Genomic DNA, 21,674 nt, shown 5'->3' on the forward strand with positions numbered 1-21,674 from the left:
AGCCAGTTCTTAGAGGAATATTGCTATTATGGGGTTCCCTCTATACATGAAAAAGAAACAGATTTATACAATTTCTTTATAAACATGCATGATTTGAATATTAAACATAATACCTTCGAAAAAATAATGAAAAAATATAAAATTGAAATTAATTTACATCCTCAACTACCTGCTTCAACAAATCTAAACAATATTGAGATGTTCAGAAAAAACCCACTTATGTGTCATGTTTATGCAAACACTGCTGGAGACTTTGAAATAGAATTCATGAACATATGTTATTTAGATTTTGTTAAAAGGTATGCAGAGATTAAGAAGAAAAGTATGGTAGCTGCCTCCAAAAGAAACCTATCATATGTTGAGTTAAAAGAAGTTATAGAGCAAGACATTACAACTATCACTGAATTCATAATGGCGAATAAAAAGTTAAAGTTCAGCCCTAGTGAATATGAAAGTTTATTTAATAAGTTAAATGATAGCTATTATGAGTTACGAAATGCGCAACTAGTTATTCAGAATAGAACTAAAATTAACGATTTTTTCAGTGAAGATGGGACCAGGACAGTACTTGAACTTTCGTTTATGTTTAAGTTATATTGGGGGTTCAAAATATTAACACTGTATAGGATAAATAAAGATTGGGAAAGTTATTCTGACTTACGAGATTCATTTGAAGAGCTAAGAGCTGAGCTTCTTATTTTTGAATTGCTTTATTTGGACTTTATTGAGGATAAAGACGAGGAAATTGAAAGAATAGTAAGGAATGTACTAAGAGGTGAAACCGGAAAAGAAGTACTATTCTTTGTTTTTATAAAAATGAGTTTTACATCTCAAGCTATTTTATTTAAACACTTAACACTGGAGGATAAAACCAATTTAAGTCGATCAGAGGTATTTGGGCTTCTATATTATCTATCAAATACAATGGCAAAAAATATAAAGGTTCCAGATATATTTGTAGTACTAAATAAATATATAGATGACATCTCAGAGAATGATTTAGCACTTTATTTGAAAAGTATTGTCCAAAGAAAACTTGCTAGATTGAATAACCTCAGTAGTCTAAAGAAGTGTATATCTCAGTTCATATTTTCAAAGGACGATGGCATTAATAAAGGTATAAGTAAGATAGCAGCTTCTAATTTCTATCGAGTTGTAAGTGAAAAAGAAACAAATATTGAGGATATAATAAAGCAAATTATAACTTACCTGAGAAGTAAGTCAAGTGAGATTGAAGAAAGTAAGAATAAAGTAAGAAGTGTTACTTTTATTGAGTATTTTCTAAGATATCTATTTACCCTTTTGATTAAAAATAGTGCTAATAAATTGGAGGTACATGAAGTCTTAAGGAGGACTGATGACTACTTTATGGATGAAATAAAAGTATCTCATATTCTCAGAAGCAGTGTTACAGTCTCCTATGGATATATTTATAGAACTATRAAATTTCAAGAAAAAGAAACCTTCAAGAGACAATACCTTAAAAGTATTTCAAACCTTATTGATTCTGGAAACATATTAAATAAAAAATTGGCCTACCACTTAACAGTCGATACTTTACAAGATTATAAAGACCCGAATACCTTCTTGGAAAAAGAATTTATTCATATTTTAAAAAAGTTATATGATGATAAAAGTTTAAAGGAATTTAATACACAACGTTTAGATAGAAAAGAGTTTTTTGAAAGAAATCTCTCTCAAATTCAGTTTTAGACCACATATTAACTTGAAAATCTTGCAGATTATTGAATCTGAGGGGAAATTTGAAAAACAATTTCCCCTTTAATAACTAAATTTCAGGAGTTTTTAATGACTACTTTTACTATTGATGTAGAAATAAGGATTGGTAAAGAAAATGCTTCAGTTTTTAATACTTGGATCCCACCAGTACATACAAACGATATTGAGTTAGATCGGTATGGATCTTTATGGGGTGAAAATGAGGTATTATTTTTAGGGGCTCACTATGATATATATAGTTCGAGTAGTTTCACATCTCTCGGTAATAGAATAGGAGCAACAACTCATTCTGTACCTACAAGCTATACCATCTCAAATGCTAAGTCACCGGGGGGATCAGTGTCTGGTAATTTTGGGGAGGTATTAACAATTCTGGCATTGGAAAGTAAAATAACACCTCGTCCGTTAAGAGTATGCCACCTTTCCTCTGTTTTAAGTGGAGCAGGTGCCATAAAATGCCCAGATTTAATCTTAGAATCATCCCCCTTAAGTTCCGATTATTTGGCATTTAGAACAACTAATCCTACCGCACCTACTTTCTTACCGGATATAATACCTGGTGAATGTAAAAACAATGCATACTTAAAAGCATTAAGGCAACTAGCTCAGTATTGGATTGAAATATCGAGTGCAAGTCCAATTTTTGGATTTGGTTTGATATCCAGTATTAATTATCGTACAAATCAAGTTATTAAATTTAATTTACTAGTACCTGAGGATAAGCCAGCTTTAATTTCTCTGTTAGGGAGTAAACCGGTAGATGAACTAAAGCAGAGGGATTTTAGGGGGATATTATATGGATTCTAAGAGTAGTTCCATTGCTAACGAAGTAATTAGACATTACAAAGAAGGGCAAATTTTATCTTGGATTGGAGATGAAGAAACCGCAATAAAAGAATTTGACAAATCAGTAAGAGCTGTAAATCATCTCGAAAAAATAAATCCTGAGTATGCTATGATGTTTGTTTCTTTAAAGAAATTAGCGGCAATAACTCCTTTGAAAAAAGATTCAAGGACAAACGAAGCTGAAAGAGAAAGAATGCAATTAATTAGAAAAAAAGAAAACATACCTTTTGAGAAAAAGGTGAAGGTAACATATTCTCTTACAGTTATAGGAGAAAATAGATTGGAACTTCGGGCTAGAATTTATCTTCCTTGGAGTAAATTAGTTGTCTTAGCCAGAAAAAAGGGGGAAATTAACCGAAAAGAAACAGTTAATGACAGAAGTTGGGCATGGATTAGTGTCAATAATGAATGGAGTTATACTGCCTCGTTTTTGCTAACCTTTTCAGATGGAACTGTATTTGCAAGTATTACTACACATAGTTATCTTCAACATGACCAAGTAAAGGATCTAGGTGAAAAAATATTAGAAGCCCTACACCAAAAAATAAATGACTAGAACCTGGATTTACATAATCGACAAATTTAATGACTTAGTGGRATTTATAATTGTTTTTTTATTAATGTCAGAAAACTTTAACTAACCTTTTTTACAATACCCTTAAATTTTTTTTGCTAACATTTTGCTAACGCAATCCAGAAAAATACGTTTAATTCCTGTTAAAGATGTTACAGCCGAAAATTAGAAAAACCTTGATATACCACACTCTAAGCATACCAGGTTAAAGATAATACACACCCTCACCTTAGGGGCGGCATAAATTAGAATTTAGAGGAGGAATAGGTGTGCACGCTCTATTGGAGATTCCCTGTCGGGATTTGGTAATGAACTGTTGGGACGAATAAGAGAAAACTAGTAATGCAAGGCTAGAAGAGGCTGCCGTTGAAGAAAGAGTCATTGGCATTGAAAAGCATCTGCGGCTCTGGTGGAGCTACAGTTGAAGATGAAAAAATTATTTACCTTCTGCAAAAATATAGGGATCTACGACTCAGCGAGGCTAAGGAACTCTTGCAACAAGAAAGATACCCCGAAGAGAAGTAATTTCTCAAGATATGTGGAGTGTGTATGAACATTCGAATAGATATGAGCTTTAAATTGCTAACTTTTTACTTACGCAATCAAGTTAAAAATGATAAATTTCTGTTAAATATTTTCAGTAGGGATTTAATAAAAATTTGATATACCGCACTCTAAGCACACCAGTTTAAAGATATTCCACACTCTCACCTTAGTTCGTGATTACATCACTTGTGTTATCTGAATAACCTTGGTCTTTCAGATTATTTAAAGCACCCTGGTACATCCTTGTAATATCTTTTTAATTTTAGTTGTGCAAAGTAGGGGGTTAGCTTTCCGATTTCGTAACGGCTGATATGAAAGGTACCTGGTTTTACTTCTTTTAAATTGCTGTAAATTTTTAGCCACTCATTTGCCAATTTAATATTTGAGTTGTCTCTTTCACGTATAATCCTTTTTCTACCTCATAAATGGAGACAGCAACTGCTGCCTCACCTTCTTGTTTGGTTATAAATCCACTTCTCACTTTCTGCATTCTTTTTCCGGTCATTGGATTCAATCCTTTATCTACTGTGGAAGCCCACTTTGCACAACAAGTGCATTTTTTTCACTTGCAACTGCATCCTCTTCTATAGAAATGTCTTTCCTTTAGTATCCTCACTTTTCATAAGTATATTGTTATTACTAAATGTTCATTATTGCCAAAGCTAATTTGAAAAATTCATTTATAAAAACTATAAAGTATGGTGTGGAGGTATTGTTTATGTTTTTAGTAAGATCAATACCTGGTATTAATGAATAGGATTTAAAGAAGTATTTCGAGTATTACCAAGTGTTCTAACTCCTGCACATCTCGGTAGAATGTAAGTGTTGAATATCTTGCATCTCACAAACCGTTATACACTCCGTAAAGAAGATTATAAACGAATTTGGTTCACAGAAGAAAAATTATCTTATCGTGATAAGACAATTGACTTTATCTTTGCTGGAATACAAGTGAATTAGTCAGCGATTTGAAAATGGCTCAATACCGGAAATTGTTGTATATGGAAAAGTTTTTAAGTTTATTAGTTTTTTTATTGGTTCTATTGACCTAAACAAAGAGTCCTTAGATGTTAGCTTGTGGCGAGAGCACAATATGAAGATTTGAGGTGGGAGTCGCTACAAAGTTAGCACGGAAATTAAGAGTTACTACTGAATTTTGCATCTTTAAATCATCAGGATCTATTTTAGTTATATTTTCCTGTTGACTAAAATGAATTCAGATTAATTATTTTATGTGATATTCCTAGAGTTATAATTTGATTTGTTAATGGAAGAATTATGTAGAAATATAGATTATTTTAACCAATTATAAGATATATTGGTGAAATATTGAAAAAAAAAGCTGTGTTACTATGATTTAAGGGAATTTTTTGGAAAAAGTATAGTATATTAGCTCCAATAATATTTTTCTGATAATTTAATATATTTACGCTAGGTGCAGATATAATAGGGCAGTTTAAGTCAGTTTCGTAACTATCTATTATGATGAAATTGTCCAAACTATACTGGAGATCCTTACTTAATATGGGCATAGGAGATGAATAATCTACAATTATCAATTTGAGAAAAAGGTAATGAATGGGCAAGCCAACATATCCCCGTTCTCGTAATAACAAGGAGGTAAGTGATATGAAACTAATAGGAATTTCCGGATCTTTAGCAGGTTCCAAAACAGCAATCGCTGTACAAGAAACATTGAATATTGCGGAGAAACTGGAAGATAATTTGAAAACGGAATTAATTGATCTTAGAAGTTACGAAGTGGAGCTAGTTAAAGGATATCCTTTAGAAAAATATAATGAAGATACGCAAAAAGTTATTAAAACAATTCTTTCTGCAGATATGCTTGTATTTGGTACCCCAGTTTATCAAGCATCCATTTCTGGTGTGCTTAAAAACCTTTTCGACCACATTCCTCAGGGTGCCTTTGAAGGAAAAACGGTCGGTATGGTTACTACTGCAGGTTCCGAAAAGCATTACCTCGTTCCTGAATACCATCTAAAACCAATCATCAGTTTCTTGAAAGGAACTCTTCCTACACGAAACGTATTCGTCCATAACTCCTGTTATGAAGAAACTAATATAATAACTAATAAGGATGTATGGAAAAGAATGGAAACAATGATAGAGGAAATGATAGCGCTTCATAAAAATATGTAGGTAAGAAAAAAGGCCGTTTATATATGAACGAAATCTATTGGATTTTTACTTTTCTGAACAAAAATAAAAGGGTCAAAGACTTAAGGAGAGTAAGGTCGTTCAAGCAAATTTAATTGATTGGTTAATAGTAATAAAAAAATATAAATTATGAAAAACTTTAGTTTCTATTGACTTAGTTAAACATTTATTATATCCAACATTATCTAATATAGGGGGTTAAAAAATGTGCGAAAAAAATTATGAGCAAAATTCCTTAGTTGCTAAGAAATATAAAAGTGTTGAGAAGGTACTAGCAGATACTTTGGATATTAATATTAATCTGGTTAGTAATGAATTGGCATACCGTTCCATACCACAATGGGATTCCTTAGGCCATGTAGGTTTATTACTTGCTCTGGAGGAGGAGTTTGAAATAACAATTGACTCTTCCGTAAGAGATAAACTAAATTCTGTTTTTGCAATAAAAGAATATATATATTCCTCAATTCCACTAGACCTTTTAGATATTCCAAGGACAGAGAAAATAATAAGCGAGAAAAAACAAAATGATAATGGTTTTCCAAATATAAGTCGTGGACTCGCTGAAGTATTGTTCGATACTACAAAAATATCTAAAATTGATGGAGAAGAAGGAAAACTGCTTTACAGAGGAATTTCTATTAATGAACTTGTTGAGAAATCATGTTTCGAAGAAACAGCATATTTACTTATCTATGGGACTTTACCTACTCAAAGCCAGCTTGACACTTTTATAAGTTTTTTAGCTAGGGAAAATGACCTTCCCCGGCAAATTCTAGATATAATTTTCACCTTAAAAGAAGCTCATCCTACTGAGGTTTTAAGAACAGCGATATCAGCACTTGGCGCGATGAATCGCGAAAAAAGTATTTCTAACAGTAATGATTTTAGAAAACATGCTATGAGTCTTATGGCAAAAGTACCTAATATTATTTCTGCACATCTTTCTTTTCGTGAAAATAAAAAATATTCACCTGCACCCATGAAACTTTCATTTGCAGCTAACTTTTACTATCTATTAACTGGTCAAATACCTACAAAACAGGAAGAAAAAATTATAGATAAGCTCCTTATTCTTCATGCGGATCACGGTTCGAATGCATCTTCGTTTGCAACAAGAGTAGCAATAAGTACTGAATCTGACATATATGCAGCTCTAACTTCTGCAATTTCTACTTTTGCAGGAGCTCGTCACGGGGGAGCGATTGAAAGAGTAATGACTATGATTAATGAAATCAGTGAACCAGGAAACGCATCTAGTTATGTGAAAAGGAAACAAGAAATGAATCAACCTGTAATGGGATTTGGTCATAGAGTTTATAAAACTGAAGATCCACGCGCCTTTCATATAAGAAAGATTGCTCAATCAATTTCTTATAAAAATAAAGAAGATAACAACTATAAAATTCTTGAAGCACTTGTTGATGCAATGGAACCATATATTAATAAGGGAGTTAATATTAATGTTGATTTCTATGCTAGTATTATTTATCATTCTCTAGGTTTACCTAAAGATTTATATGTATCCATTTTTGCTACTGGTCGAATGCCTGGATGGGTAGCGCAAGCACAAGAACAGTTTGAAAATAACATCCTAATTCGACCGTTACTTCATTATATTGGAGAAAATAATGTAGAATATTTGAATATTGAACATAGAAACACCATTGTAGGTGAACAGATATGAATAGTCAGGTATTACTTCTTCGAGAAAATGACCATGAAAGTAAATATAGCAGCCCCAATCAACTAATACATACAAATTTTTTAAAGATGGTAGAAAAGTTCCCAAATGCTATTGCTCTTATGATTGGAATACAGGAATGGACTTACAGTGATGTAAAAAGAATTTCATCTAAGTGGGCTTCAGTAGTTATTAATAACTCTGAAAGACAATTGAAAAGAATAGGAATACTTGGATATAGAAGTGAAGTATCATATTTAGGAATTTTAACGAGTTTATTCACAGGTGCCGCATTTGTTCCCCTTAACCCTAATTTTCCTTTGGAAAGAACTTCAAAAATGGCAGAGCTAGCCTCATTAGATGCGATAATTGTAGGGGAAGAATCCGTGGATTATTTTCACCAACTAGCTAAACTAAATGATACAATCGCTCCTCTTGTCCTATTCCCGAACACATCAATCGACACTGGGAAATTTAAGATGAATGTTCTAGATCAACAAGATGTACACCTTTCTAATTATAAACTAGAAGAAGTGGAATGCTCTGAAAAATCAATAGCATATTTGTTATTCACATCTGGTTCCACCGGTGAGCCAAAAGGAGTAGCTATAAATCATACCAATGTGGTTCACTATTTAGAAATTAACCAACAAAAATATCAAATTACACCCCAAGATCGCCTTACACAAACATTTGATCAAACCTTTGATTTAGCAATTTTTGATATGTTTATGGCTTGGTCAAATGGGGCTACTGTCTGTGCTATGCAACCGATTGAGCTACTTTCACCAATTCGTTTTATTGAAGAAAAAAAGGTAACTGTTTGGTTTTCTGTTCCCTCTCTTGTTACCCTTCTACGTAAACAAAAGCTACTAAAAGAAGGTGCTCTCGCTTCCTTAAGGCTTAGTCTTTTTTGTGGCGAGCCACTTCACAAGAGTACCGTTGATGCATGGCAAGTGGCTGCACCCAATTCTGTAATTGAAAACTTATATGGTCCGACAGAACTTACCATTTCATGCTCCTCGTACAGATGGACTAAAGGGACTTCGGAGAATGAGTGTCTTAATCAAATTGTCCCCATTGGCAAAATTAATTCTGGACTGGATTTTTTGATTATAGATGAGAAACAGCAACCAGTAAAAGAAGGAGAAATAGGGGAACTATGTGTTTCAGGACCTCAAAATTCCCCTGGATACTGGTGTAACTACCAATTAGTTGAGTCTGATACTTTTAAATATACGAACGCAAAAGGGGAAGAAGTATCCTACTATCGTACTGGAGATCAAGTCGTTATGCTACCTACAGGAAACATTGCCTATATAGGTAGATTGGATAAACAAGTAAAAATAAAGGGTTATCGAGTTGATTGTGGAGAGATTGAAGGGCTAATTTCTGAGCAAAATGGAGTATTATCTGTTGCTGTTGTTCCTCGTCTTGTTAAAGAGGGAGAAGTTAATGGATTAGTAGCTTACATAGTGGGAGAGAATATTAATTCAGAGTCTATTTTTCAATCTTTAAGAGTAAAATTACCTAGTTATATGATTCCTGAGAGTATACGTATAATTGAAAAAATGCCTTTAAATGTAAACGGGAAAATAGACAGGAATAAATTACAAAAAATTACTAAAGGAAGTATATAATGGAACTAAAACATCCCACATCTGTTATAGATTTTACAGATTCATTAGAGTATAAAGGTCAAAAATATATTTATTGGAGTTTAAACAAGGCAGAAAAGTATTTTAATGCTGATTTCAATAAAGTTCCATATTCATTGAGAATTTTAATAGAGTCGCAACTTAGAGCATATGAAAAGGAAGAAATTTCATTTCAAAGCCTTTACCAAATAATTAGCAACTCAGGAGATCAAAGTGAAGACTCAGTAATATTTTACCCTTCCCGGGTTGTCGTCCAAGATTACACAGGTGTTCCTTTACTAGTCGATTTGGCTACATTAAGAGAAAAGGTTAAATCAAATGGAGGAAATCCTACTAGAGTGAACCCTGTGGTGCAAACTGATATAGTTGTAGACCACTCTATACAGGTCGATTACTCGGGCACTCAGAATGCTTTGACCCTTAATTCTGATCGAGAGTATGAAAGAAATAAAGAACGATATAACATCCTTAAATGGGCAGAAACTTCACTTGAAAATATAAGGATTTTCCCTCCGGGAAGTGGTATAATTCATCAAATTAATTTAGAATACTTGTCCTCATTAATAAAAATTAATGACAATAAACTTATACCAGATAGCGTAATCGGAACAGATAGTCATACAACTATGATTAATGCTATGGGAACTTTAGGCTGGGGAGTTGGCGGGATAGAAGCTGAATCTGTGATGTTAGGATACCCCTTGAAATTCCCTCTACCTAAGGTAGTAGGAGTAAAACTAACAGGTGAATTAGGTTTTGAAGTTAATACGACCGATCTAGTTTTAACACTAACAGAACGTTTAAGAAAAAATAATGTAGTAAATCATTTTGTGGAATTTTTCGGACCAGGATTAAATTCCTTGAGTTTAGAGGAAAGAGCAACCATATCAAATATGGCACCTGAATTTGGAGCAACTTGTGCCTATTTTCCTATCGATGAAGAAAGCTTTAATTATATGAAAAAAACCGGTAGGTCGGAGAGCTTAATAGAGCTCGCCAAACTATATTATAAAAACCAAGGATTATTTTATAAGCCAGAAAACTTTTCCCCTGTATACACTAAAACTATAGAAGTTTGTTTAAACGATGTGACTACCTGTGTCTCAGGTCCAAATCGCCCTCAGGACCGAATAGAGATTAACAATTTAAAAAGACAATTTTCTAAACTACTTAAAGATAAATACGGCATTAGAAGTATAGATACTCACAAAGCCAAAAGTAAGGAAACCACTCTTAGACATGGATCTATTTTAATTGCAGCTATTACATCTTGTACCAATACATCCAACCCAAAAGTGATGGTTGCAGCAGGGTTACTTGCTAAAAATGCTGTTAAACGTGGACTTTCCATACCCAATTATGTGAAGACTAGCTTTTCTCCAGGTTCAAAAGTGGTTTCAGATTATTTAGAAACTGCAAGTCTAACCCCATATTTGGATAAGCTTGGATTTAATATAACCGGATATGGTTGTATGACTTGCTCTGGAAGCAGTGGTCCTCTTGATCCATTATTAGAAAAAGAGATTGCTGAAAACAACCTTATTGTTTCATCTATCTTAAGTGGGAATCGTAATTTTGAGGGCCGAATTCATAAAAGTATTAAATCAAATTTCTTAGCTTCACCTCCACTAGTTGTTGCTTATGCAATAAGTGGGAGAATTGATATTGATTTAGAGACAGAACCTTTAGGTTTTGACAATAATGGAAAACCAGTCTACTTACATGAAATTTGGCCATCAAATAAGGAAATACAAACATTAATAGCTGAATCAATCAGTCCAGACTTATTTAAATATAGATATGAGAACAAGGCATATGAGAGTCAAAGATGGAGAGACATTCCTAAAGAAAAAGGAGAGCTATATGCTTGGAATAGGGACTCTACCTATTTAAGAAAACCAACAGCTTTCTTTAAAGATATAAATAATTCACATTCAATTGAGTTAGTTGATGGGAGAGTACTCGCCTTATTAGGAGACAGTGTAACTACAGATCATATCTCTCCAGGTGGAGAAATTCCTATAGAGTCACCTGCAGCAAAGTATCTTTTAGAAAAGGGGGTAGAGCCAAAAAACTTTAATACCTACGGTTCAAGAAGAGGTAACCATGAAGTAATGATAAGGGGTACATTTGGGAATGTTCGTTTAAGAAATAAACTATTGGACAATCAAGAAGGCGGATTAACGAAACACATCCCATCTGGGGAAATAATGAGTATATTTGATGCTTCTTATATATATTCTAATCAAAATGTTCCTTTAATTATTATGGCAGGTAAAGAATATGGTTCTGGTTCTTCTAGAGACTGGGCAGCTAAGGGAACATCTCTTCTAGGAGTAAAGATGGTTATAGCGGAAAGTTTTGAAAGAATTCACCGTTCAAATTTAATTTATATGGGAGTTTTACCTGCGAAATTTAAAGATGGAGAAAGCTGGAGAAGTTTGTCCCTGGATGGTACAGAAAAGTATCAGTTAAATTTCTCTTATGACTCCTTGCTTGATCAAGAAATTCATATTAAGGCTTATAAAGGAAACGGAGATATAATAGAATTTTCGGTGATACCAAGTATAGATACTGCAGAAGAGCAGGAATGCTATAGAAATGGTGGAATATTAAACCAAATGGTAAAACAATTGTTGAACAATCAAGCTAGTGTATAAACCTTGGAGGATTAAGATGGTTGAATTAAGAGTTGATAAAATCTATGAAGAAGACACCAGTCTATTTCAATTAGGGATAATGAACAAAATTCTTACTATCAAAGAAATTAAAGAGCATACGATACAAAGCTTAGTAAAAAAAAGTAAATCTTTTGATTGGATTCATTTAGGGGAGACCGATTTAAAGATTGGAAGGTTCTTAAGTTTTATTAGAAATGAAGAAGGGTTACTTCCCCCTCGAACCGGCCATCTAGGTAATTGGGAGGAAATTGTTAGTGGTCGTGCTGGAATGATGGATTTTAATAAGGCAATATGTACAAACCAATATGGATATCCATTGTTATATTGTTTTAATCAAACTGAAGATGAAAACCTCACTCAAGGTGATTGGGTATATTTACCTGGTTCATTAATAGAAAATGGACAAAGAAAAGAACTCGATCTTTATACTTGGAATGGTAGTATCTTCGCTAAAAGAGCACGAACTAAACCAATGTTCACTCCATTTGTTCAAACTAAAATAAATGGGGAATTAGTCTCTTTGGTAGAAGTTCACAAAGAGAAATTAAGGAGCTATAAAGACTTTCTTTTTAAGACTGAGACATCTTTAATTATTGAACATCAAGAATTTGTAAAAAGAATTCTTAAAGTGTTAATCGAGAGCGCTAAAAAGCAAAAGAATTCAAGAAGAGCGTTTCAAGATTTGTTTAGTCATGCTGTTTCTTTAGAGGGAAAAATGGAACGTACAATTATAGAATTCAATGATAATGGTTATCAAATGGGAAGTGCTCATTATGAGAGTACATCAAAATTGATAGAAGCTGCATTACTTCCATATCATGCTGTAGAGGAACCAAAGGAATTTTTTGGTAATATACAATCCTTCCCAGAGTCTATGCCTTTATTTTCTAATATATTATCTGGAGTTCTTTCAGCGATACTCGAGTCTCACTATCCTTTCGGATCACCAAAGGCTAATAAAACTGATAGATTAATTAATTTTCATTTTCACTGGGGTGCAAGAGATATGGCTGGTTTTCCACCCATCAAAAAGGGATATTTTGCAGAGAAATCAACCAGAAAAAGTTATAGACAAATCTGTAATGTTTTAATTAAAGAATTCAAAGAAATATCGCCTATTTATTTTCTATTAATACCTTCAGTCATTTTCTCTCTGTGTCCTACTAATATTCACGAAAAGGATAAAGCACTACTTTCTTTACTTTTCAAGGAAGTTATTAATCAGAGAGAGTTAGAAAATAATTATATAGATATAAGGAAATTGGTTGAAAGGTGGTTTAACAAAAACAAAGGAATATTATCAGATTATTTTAACAATCGCTTCAGAAGCAAATCTGGTATTCTCCAGAAGGAGGAACTAAATGTATCTTCAAGTATACCAGTAGAACCCGAAATGTTCAGAGAACTAACATTTAGAGAAGCTTGCATTATTGTAGGAGTACTTCACGAACTACATCAATCAACTTGAATAATGTTTGGAGGGAATGTTTATTGAAGTAGAAATTGAATTAAAAGAGCTATTATTAAAAAAGCCATTTGTTACAACTAGGGGAGCTAAAACAAGTATTCATCAAGTTTTCTTATCAGTAAACTGGAAAGGCTATGTAGGTGTGGGATCTAGTTTACTTCCTCCTTTCTCATTAGCAATGAAGAATCAACTCCTATCGATTATTACTGAATGGAATAATTTAATAAGAAATCGTTCGCCGTTTGAGAGGGAATTCATTATAAGAGAATTAATAAAGGAAGGTGGAACTGCATTCCCTTTTTTAATTACTAGCTTAGATATAGCCTTATTCGATTTATTAGGAAAATCAGTGAATCTACCTGTATACAAGCTATTAGGCCTTAAGGGAGATAGCAATCCTGTTTCCTCTATGTCAATTGGTTCCTTAGGAGAAGAGGAGCTAATTAAGGAAATTAAGCTTTTGAAAGAATACCCGATACTCAAGCTGAAGATAGCTTCTTTTAATGAATTAAATTATTTACAAAAAATCAGAACTGAGTACAGTGGTAGAATTTGGGTTGATGGTAATTGTTCCTTACAGCCAGAAGATTTAGAAGGTGCAATTCATATTTTAGAAGAAAACAAGGTTGAATTAATTGAACAACCTATTCCTCCTGGGAATTATAAAGAACTCAAAAAAATCAAGGGAAGTTCCTTGGTTAAAGTCGTAGCAGACGAGGATTGTGCAAAACCTCAAGACCTTTTTCTTTTAACGGAATGCGTAGATGTCGTGAATATTAAAATTCACAAAACAAGTGGGTTTTCTGAATCACTCTTAATGGCCAGACTTGCAAAAAAAATTGGTTTTGAAGTGATGCTTGGTTGTAAAACAGAAAGTGTGTTAGGCGTAACAGCAATTCAGGTTTAGCTGATTATGTTGATTTTGATGGACATGTTGACTTAGAAGATGATCCTTATAAAGGTATCATTTTAACAAAAGGTAATTACACCTTATCAAATAAACCAGGATTCGGAACCGAAAAAACACATTAAAATAGGGAGGATTTTCTAGTGGCTAATTCAAAAAAATTTATGAAATTAGGGGCATTTCTACCTGCTCCAGGCCATCATGTTGCTGCTTGGAGACATCCAGAAGCAGTTCCAAATGGAGGTCATAATTTTGAGTATTACCTCGAAATAACAAAAAAAGCGGAAAAAGGTTTATTCGACATGATTTTTCTTTCTGATGGAAACGGTGTCCGAACACATTATAATAGTAAAAATGAATTAAGCAGACAAGGAAGAATGGTGCACTTTGAGCCAATTACATTACTTTCAGCTCTTGCTGTACATACCACAAATATTGGACTTACTGCAACAGCAAGTACCACTTATAATGAACCATTTCACATTGCTCGAAAGTTTGCATCCTTAGATCATTTAAGTAAAGGAAGGTCAGGGTGGAATGTGGTAACCTCTGTAACTGATGCTGAAGCACAGAATTTCAATCTTGCAAAGCAACCAGATCACCGTACTCGATATAAGCGTGCTCGTGAGTTCATGAAGGTTACAAAAGGGTTGTGGGAAAGTTGGGAAGAGGATGCATTCTTATATGATAAAGAATCCGGTAGATATTTTAATCCTGATAAACTTCATATATTAAATCATCACGGTGAATTCTTTTCCGTAAAAGGACCTTTAAATATTGCTAAACCTCCTCAAGGTCATCCAGTAATCGTTCAGGCAGGTTCTTCTGCAGATGGACAAGATTTCGCTGCTCAGTGGGCTGAGGTAGTATTCACTGCTCACCAATCGTTGGTGCAAGCTCAAACATTTTACGGAGGGATAAAGTCAAAAGCAAGACAGTATGGAAGAGACGACGATCAGCTTATTGTGATGCCCGGAATTTTTCCTGTTGTTGGTCGGACGAGAGAAGAAGCTAAAGAAAAATTTGAAGTTTTACAAAACTTGATAGATCCCGTAGTAGGAATAGGCTTATTAACTGGACTCCTAGGTGACGTAGATTTATCAACGTATCCTGTAGATGCACCGTTACCTGATTTACCTGAAACAGAAGGCAGTACTAGTAGACAACAGTTAATTTACAATGAAGCTAAAGAGAAAGGTATGACTATTCGTGAACTGTATTTGTCGGTAGCTGGAGGAAGAGGACATCGTTCAATAATTGGATGCCCAGAAGATATCGCCGATGAGTTAGAGGAATGGTTTGTTAATAAAGGGGCTGATGGTTTTAATATAATGCCCCCTTTCCTTCCGGGCGGTTTAGATGACTTTGTAGAATTAGTTGTCCCTATTCTACAAAAAAGAGGCCTATTTCGTACAGAGTACGAAGGAAAGACCCTAAGAGAAAACTTAGGTTTACTTCAACCGGTTACTCTTTAGTTATAAAAGTAAGTAATATAATAGAAAGGGGGAAATAACTTGAGTATATTAATTTTAAATAGAAACGCTCCCTATCCTTTTGAGTCTTGGCTTGAAGAGTTAGATGAGGACCAAGTAATACTCACTACTAAAAAAAGAGCTAAGAATGTAAATGCAAATTATGTAGAAGGTTTTAGTAATTATGAAGAAAATGGATGTATAGAGGTAAGGGCTATTGAACTAGATCAGAAGTATAATTTCAACACTCTTATAGCTACCTCCGAATTTGATATTTATCGGGCTGCAAAGATTAGAGAATATCTAGGTATTAATGGGCAAGGCATAGAGAGTGCTTTAGCATTTAGAGACAAAGTAGTAATGAAAAATATTCTTCATGAAAAAGGCATAGAGGTGCCCCCTTTTAAACAGATTGACACATCCACTGATATTTATGAATTTGTAAAAAAACACAATTTCCCTATTGTTGTCAAACCCAGAGACGGTTCTGGTTCAGAAGAAGTAAAGGTATTGAATACCTATGAAGATCTAATGAAATACCTCCAATTTAATAACTCGAAAAACTATGAAGTCGAAAAATTCATAGAAGGTGATATGTACCATATTGACGGTTTGGTAATAAACGGAGAAATAAAATTTTTATGGCCATCAAAATATATTAATGGATGTTTGTCTCACCAAGAAGGGAATTATAATGCGAGTTATCTATTGGCCGAAAATGTCCCAATTTTCAATCGTTTAATTCAATTGACTAAGGATATTCTTATGGTTTTACCTACTCCCGACAATACTGCGTTTCATGCTGAGATTTTTCATACTTTAGACGATAGGTTAGTATTTTGTGAAATTGCTTCTAGGAGAGGAGGAGGATACATAGCTGAAACTATTGAGCACGCCTTTGGAATCGAGTTGACTAAATTAACTGTCCAATCCCAATGCGGAATTAAGGTTAATTTACCTGAAGCTATAAATAAACCAGGAGTAATGTGCGGTTTTTTACTTATTCCCGCAAAGAGTGGAAAACTAAAAAAAATACCAAATTCAAGTGAAGAAAATTGGGTGGTCAAACAGGAAATCCTAGCAAATCCAGGTGATATATATAACAGCTCTAAAAGTAGTTTGGATACTATTGCATCTTTTTTAATAGAAGGTAAAAGCGAAAAAGAAGTTCAGGAAAGAATTAAATTTATCGTAGAGTGGTTTAATTCAAATACAGAATGGATTCAATACAGTTAGGAGTGGTAGTGCAATGAGAGTCGTTGTAATTAACCAATTTTCGCCCCAAAGGGTAGATTATTTAAAAGCTATGGAAGATCAAAATCCAGAAGTAATTCTTCTTACAAGAAATAAGCATGAAGAAAAGTTTAAAAAAATTTTTCCGAAGACCATAGGTTTTGAAAACTTTGAAGACAATGATTACGTATACTCATATATTAATGATTTACACACTGAAAATCCTATAGATAGAATCGTTGCTACTCATGAATTCGATTTAGTTAAGGCAGGACAAATAAGAGATTTTCTGAGTATACCTGGACAGAATAGCGAGAGTGCTATTGCATTTCGAGATAAATATGTAATGAAAGAATTATTAAAAAACGTTATAAAAACCCCGAAATTTAAAAAAGTTAATAACGTAGTAGATCTGCTGAATTTTAAACAAATAAATGGCTATCCTTTTGTCTTAAAACCTGTTGATGGTGCTGGATCAGTTGGTGTTAAGGTGATTAAAGATAATTTAGATTTTGAAACAATATTGAAAAAAGGAATTAAGGAAAATTCAATGGCTGAATCCTTTATTGAAGGAGAAATGTATCATGTAGATGGCTTATTTACAGATGGAAAACTTCTATTATCTTGTCCTTCAATATATATAAATGGTTGTCTTGCTTTCCAGGAAGAAAAATATGTAGCTTCAATTATGTTAGAGAAGGAAAACTCTTTATTTGAACGACTAAATGATACAGTGTTAAAGGTTTTATCTAACCTCCCAACTCCCGAACATGCAATTGCATTTCATGCTGAGTTCTTTCATACACCAGAGAATGAAATTATTATTTGTGAAATTGCTTCAAGAGTAGGCGGAGGTATGATTCCTGAAAGTATTGAAAAATGTTTAGGAATAGACATTCTTTCTGAATCTATTCGAGCTCAATGTGGCATAAAAATTAACCCTATTCCTAGTAAAGAAAAACTTGGTGGTTGGGTAATTATCCCACCTAAAAGAGGAAGACTTATTTCTTTTAATAGAAATATTCCCTTCAATTGGGTAGTAGATAGTTATATAAAAGAAGATAATATAGGTAAGGAATTTGAAGGATCTAATTCAAGTGTAGACTCTATCGCATCCTTTGTTATAGAAGGTGAAAATCATACTCAAATATTGAAACGAATCGACACATTATTCAAATGGGTGGAAGAAAATAGCATTTGGGAGATTGATAGAGAAAAGATAACAACCGCTAATTAGTCGTCCTTGGAGGGAAAAATGTCCTTTTTTAACTTACACCCTAATATTCGATTTAGAATTATCACTATTTTTTTAACTACTTTAACAACTAATATGATTTTCCCTTTTATGGCTATTTATTTTGCTAAGACAATTGGTCCAATACAAACAAGTATTTTCCTTTCTCTTTCAATAATAGTAAATTTAATTTCTAGTATTCTTGGAGGGAATTTCGCAGATAATTATGGTAGAAAAAAAGTAATGATATTTTCAGATATAATTAGAGTATTTACATTTTTAATGTTTGCACTGTCTAATTCTCCTTGGTATGACTGGCCATATCTGACCTTGATATTTTTTTTCATTAATAATATTTGCTCGGGATTATATAGTCCTGCATCTGAAGCTATGCTGCTGGATGTCTCAACTCCAGAAAACAGGAAATATATGTATGGTATCCTTTATTGGATATCTAACTTATCTATAGCTATTGGTGGAGCCGTAGGTGCATTCTTTTTTAATGAGTATTTATTCTATTTATTTATTGCACTTAGTATTACCGGAATTTTATCGACATTGATAACAATGTTTTTAATTTCTGAAACTCACTTCCCAAATATAAATCATAAAAAGAAGAGAAAGACTGGAAGTGAAAAGGAAATTATTTCTATGTTCCAAAGTTATAAAATCATTATTAATGATAAACTATTTTTACTGTTTTTGTTCTCATCAATGCTTTTATTTTCTTTGGAAAGTCATTTAGCTAATTTTATTTCAATTCGCTTAGAGGGTGAGATTGAAAAGACTACCCTTGTGCCATTTAAATTTGAATTTAGCGGGATAGAATTAATAGGTCTACTAAGATCTGAAAATACTATATGTGTAGTAGTGTTTTCTGTTTTTGCAACATGGTTAATAAAAAAACAAGACGAAAAAACCTTAATTTTTTTAGGGTTTTTAATGTATGTAATAGGTTACGGAGTCCTTTCCTTTAGTATTAATCCATGGATATTGTTAGGAATAATGGTTGTGGCTGTTATCGGTGAAGTAATTGCATTTCCAATTCATCAATCATATATGGGGGACATTATTCCAGATCATTTAAGAAGTTCTTACCTTGCTTTGAATAGAATCGCTATAAAAGGAAGTGCTTTAATAGGTACTTTAAGTATATCTTTTGCTAGCATATTACCCATGACATATTTCAGTTTATTTGTTTGGTTATCGGGCTTAATTGGCTTAATAATTTTCAAACTTATCTTACCGGCTATCTATGAACGTCGATTCGAAAAAGAAACCAATGTAAGTTTGAAAGCAAATTAAAAAAATATATTCTTTACTGGAGGGATATGAATGAAAGCTGTATTATTGGAAGAATTTGGTGGACCCGAGGTCTTAAGGTTTAAAGAAATTGATATTCCTAGTATCAATTCTAACGAAGTACTAATCAAGGTAAAGAATACAAGCGTTAATTTTGCGGACATAAAAAATCGAAAAGGAAAAAAGGCAAAGGGAAACTTTCCATTAATGTTGGGTTTAGACGCGGCAGGAATTATTGAGCAAGTAGGTTCAAACGTAAGGGACCTAAAAGTTGGGCAAAGAGTAATTGCATTTCCGAAAAATGGTTCATACGCTGAATATGTTGTCGCCGATGATATTCTTACATTTCCTATTCCTGAAGAGATTGATTTTAGAGAAGCCGCTGCGAGTCCCATTGTAACATTTTTATCCTTTATTTTACTGAAAAAAATCAGCAGAATTGAAAAGGGGGAAACGGTTCTTGTCCATTCAGCTTCTGGCGGTGTAGGAACAACCGCAATTCAACTTGCAAAAATGTTAGGCGCAAGCACAGTCATTGGAACTGTAGGTAATGAAAATAAATCAACTATTGCTAAAGAAGCTGGAGCAGACTATGTATTTACCTATGAAAGTTTTTCTGAAAAAGTGAATGCAGTTACAGGGAATAAGGGAGTAAATATTATTTTGGATTCAATGGCAGGGAAAGTTTCCGAAGAAAGTTTAGAATGTTTAGCACCGTATGGAAGATTAGTTCACTTTGGTAATTCAAGTGGTCAAGTAGGGACATTTAAAACGAAGGATCTTCATTCTAGTTGTCGATCTGTGTTGGGGTTTAGTTTGGGCAGTACTAGGAAGAAAAGACCTTACTTACTTAAAGAAGTTGCTGAAGAAGTTTTTGATTGTTTAACTAGTGGAAAACTTAAAATTAAAATAGGTCATGAATTCGATTTGAAAGATAGTGCAAATGCCCACACTTTAATGGAATCACGGCAGCACTTAGGAAAAATATTATTGAATGTAGAACAATAACTTATAATTGAATTCGCTATAGCTTTTAATAAATCTGCTAATGGAGATACCTCAGAAGAGGTGGGAATATGAATCAAGCTGTCGAGAAAATCTGGACAGCTTTTTTTTATACTTAAAATGATAATTGTGTTAATTTGCTAAAATTCACTGATAGAACAAAGGTGAGTGTTAGTGTTTAAGAAAAAGGCATGCAATAAAGTTGAATTTAGGTAACTAATATTGGGTAAAAATTATTACTCTTGAATCCTAGATTTCACCTTTACTCCAAAAAAAATTATTCTAATTTTAAAAAGGAAAATAAATTTAATTATCTTAATAAGTGACAGCTTAAAAGTAAATTAAATGGAAATCACTCTGAATGTCTTTTGAAAGAGTAATTTTAAATGAATATAGGTTATTTTTGGCTTTAAACTTCGATTCGGTAAACCCTCTCCCTCTCTAATCGCACTTCTCGAGTAATTACTTTAGGTCTAATCTGATGGAGTTATTCTAGTTCTTTTATAAAATCGTTCGCCGGGATCAATAATAATATGGTTGAAAAAAAGATTGGAAAACTAGTAAGAAATACATAAACAAAAAATAAGAAAGAGCAGTAGGAGATCAAAGAGTAAGAATAAGTAACACGGTCACTTTACACGTTTAGAATAGATAGTAATAATTTTTGTGAATAGCTGAATATTTTTTGATTTTTTTAAGTCTTTTATCTTTTAGTTAAAAATCCTCTATATTAATCTCACTGCTTTACTCTCCCAGTTAAAATAATCACTCCTTTAAGAGGTTCTTAAGTATCCAGAATTCCTTTAATGATATTGCCCTCTAATAAATATTTGAAGATCTACTTAATTGTTTTTATAGTGACCGGTTGATGTTAAAAGCTCTTGATGGCTTTTAATATACAGTGCGCCTAATTCTTTTCTTCTAATGTTAGCTACCTTTTGAAAATTTGAACTCATTATTTCCCTTTCAATTTCTCTGTACTCCTCCATACTATTATATTCCCATATGGCTAAAATTTCAGTTTTACTAGCATTAACCCATCTTCCTAATAATCGTGCTCCACATGAAAGATAATAAGGGTAAATAAATTTATGAAAAAATTCATTAAAATCTTCTAACTTTTCGGGATTAATATTATAAGTATTC

Annotated in this window: 16 protein-coding genes and 1 pseudogene; 15 read left to right on the forward strand and 2 right to left on the reverse strand. The window is 33.0% G+C overall.

Going from position 1 to position 21,674, the window contains the following annotated elements:
* The 4 genes from AM506_RS22880 to AM506_RS22885 form a co-directional block, all read left to right on the forward strand.
* Positions 1 to 1,713, forward strand: a 1,713-nt coding sequence (locus AM506_RS22880) for a hypothetical protein (protein ID WP_160316907.1), incomplete at its 5' end; no start/stop codon positions are given.
* A 96-nt stretch (positions 1,714 to 1,809) separates the two neighbouring features.
* A complete protein-coding gene (locus tag AM506_RS21030; RefSeq protein ID WP_060675010.1) occupies positions 1,810 to 2,547 on the forward strand; it encodes a hypothetical protein in 738 nt (245 codons plus the stop codon).
* On the forward strand, positions 2,537 to 3,142 hold the full coding sequence (locus AM506_RS21035; RefSeq protein ID WP_060675012.1) for a hypothetical protein: 606 nt from the start codon (positions 2,537 to 2,539) through the stop codon (positions 3,140 to 3,142). The genes AM506_RS21030 and AM506_RS21035 overlap by 11 nt, the downstream gene beginning before the upstream one ends.
* Before the next feature lie 384 nt (positions 3,143 to 3,526).
* The gene (locus AM506_RS22885; protein WP_160316908.1) at positions 3,527 to 3,685 is read left to right on the forward strand and encodes a hypothetical protein; all 159 of its coding nucleotides are present in this window, start codon (positions 3,527 to 3,529) and stop codon (positions 3,683 to 3,685) included.
* Between the two features lie 376 nt (positions 3,686 to 4,061).
* Here the strand turns inward: AM506_RS22885 and AM506_RS22345 are convergent.
* Positions 4,062 to 4,235, reverse strand: a pseudogene (locus tag AM506_RS22345) (site-specific integrase); the annotation flags it as partial.
* A 1,100-nt stretch (positions 4,236 to 5,335) separates the two neighbouring features.
* On the opposite strand from AM506_RS22345, the gene AM506_RS21040 reads away from it, so the two are divergent.
* From AM506_RS21040 to AM506_RS21090, 11 genes are all read left to right on the forward strand, one after another.
* Complete coding sequence (locus AM506_RS21040) at positions 5,336 to 5,866, forward strand: NADPH-dependent FMN reductase (protein WP_060675014.1); 531 nt, start codon at positions 5,336 to 5,338, stop codon at positions 5,864 to 5,866.
* Positions 5,867 to 6,089: 223 nt separating this feature from the next.
* Positions 6,090 to 7,571 carry a citrate/2-methylcitrate synthase gene (locus AM506_RS21045; RefSeq protein WP_060675016.1) on the forward strand — a complete coding sequence of 494 codons (1,482 nt, stop codon included), beginning with the start codon at positions 6,090 to 6,092 and terminating at the stop codon, positions 7,569 to 7,571.
* Complete coding sequence (locus tag AM506_RS21050; protein ID WP_060675018.1) at positions 7,568 to 9,208, forward strand: AMP-binding protein; 1,641 nt, start codon at positions 7,568 to 7,570, stop codon at positions 9,206 to 9,208. Before AM506_RS21045 ends, AM506_RS21050 begins: the two co-directional genes overlap by 4 nt.
* Entirely contained in the window at positions 9,208 to 11,886 is a 2,679-nt protein-coding gene (gene acnA, locus AM506_RS21055) for an aconitate hydratase AcnA (protein ID WP_060675020.1), read from the forward strand. Before AM506_RS21050 ends, acnA begins: the two co-directional genes overlap by 1 nt.
* Positions 11,887 to 11,902: 16 nt before the next feature.
* The gene (locus AM506_RS21060) at positions 11,903 to 13,375 is read left to right on the forward strand and encodes a DUF6025 family protein (RefSeq protein ID WP_060675022.1); all 1,473 of its coding nucleotides are present in this window, start codon (positions 11,903 to 11,905) and stop codon (positions 13,373 to 13,375) included.
* 16 nt (positions 13,376 to 13,391) lie between these two features.
* On the forward strand, positions 13,392 to 14,282 hold the full coding sequence (locus tag AM506_RS21065; RefSeq protein ID WP_060675024.1) for an enolase C-terminal domain-like protein: 891 nt from the start codon (positions 13,392 to 13,394) through the stop codon (positions 14,280 to 14,282).
* 143 nt (positions 14,283 to 14,425) lie between these two features.
* On the forward strand, positions 14,426 to 15,757 hold the full coding sequence (locus AM506_RS21070; protein ID WP_235576171.1) for an LLM class flavin-dependent oxidoreductase: 1,332 nt from the start codon (positions 14,426 to 14,428) through the stop codon (positions 15,755 to 15,757).
* Between the two features lie 39 nt (positions 15,758 to 15,796).
* A complete protein-coding gene (locus tag AM506_RS21075) occupies positions 15,797 to 16,990 on the forward strand; it encodes an ATP-grasp domain-containing protein (protein WP_060675026.1) in 1,194 nt (397 codons plus the stop codon).
* A gap of 13 nt (positions 16,991 to 17,003) precedes the next feature.
* Positions 17,004 to 18,224 (forward strand): ATP-grasp domain-containing protein, encoded by a 1,221-nt coding sequence (locus AM506_RS21080; protein ID WP_060675028.1) that lies wholly within the window; start codon positions 17,004 to 17,006, stop codon positions 18,222 to 18,224.
* Between the two features lie 18 nt (positions 18,225 to 18,242).
* Positions 18,243 to 19,526 (forward strand): MFS transporter, encoded by a 1,284-nt coding sequence (locus AM506_RS21085; protein WP_060675030.1) that lies wholly within the window; start codon positions 18,243 to 18,245, stop codon positions 19,524 to 19,526.
* A 30-nt stretch (positions 19,527 to 19,556) separates the two neighbouring features.
* Complete coding sequence (locus AM506_RS21090) at positions 19,557 to 20,531, forward strand: quinone oxidoreductase family protein (RefSeq protein ID WP_060675031.1); 975 nt, start codon at positions 19,557 to 19,559, stop codon at positions 20,529 to 20,531.
* A gap of 839 nt (positions 20,532 to 21,370) precedes the next feature.
* Here the strand turns inward: AM506_RS21090 and AM506_RS21095 are convergent.
* Positions 21,371 to 21,674, reverse strand: a 304-nt coding sequence (locus tag AM506_RS21095; protein ID WP_200908475.1) for an NIPSNAP family protein, incomplete at its 5' end; no start/stop codon positions are given.

This window comes from Rossellomorea vietnamensis (assembly GCF_001305855.1).
In the GTDB taxonomy this organism is placed as follows: Bacteria; Bacillota; Bacilli; order Bacillales; family Bacillaceae_B; genus Rossellomorea; species Rossellomorea vietnamensis_A.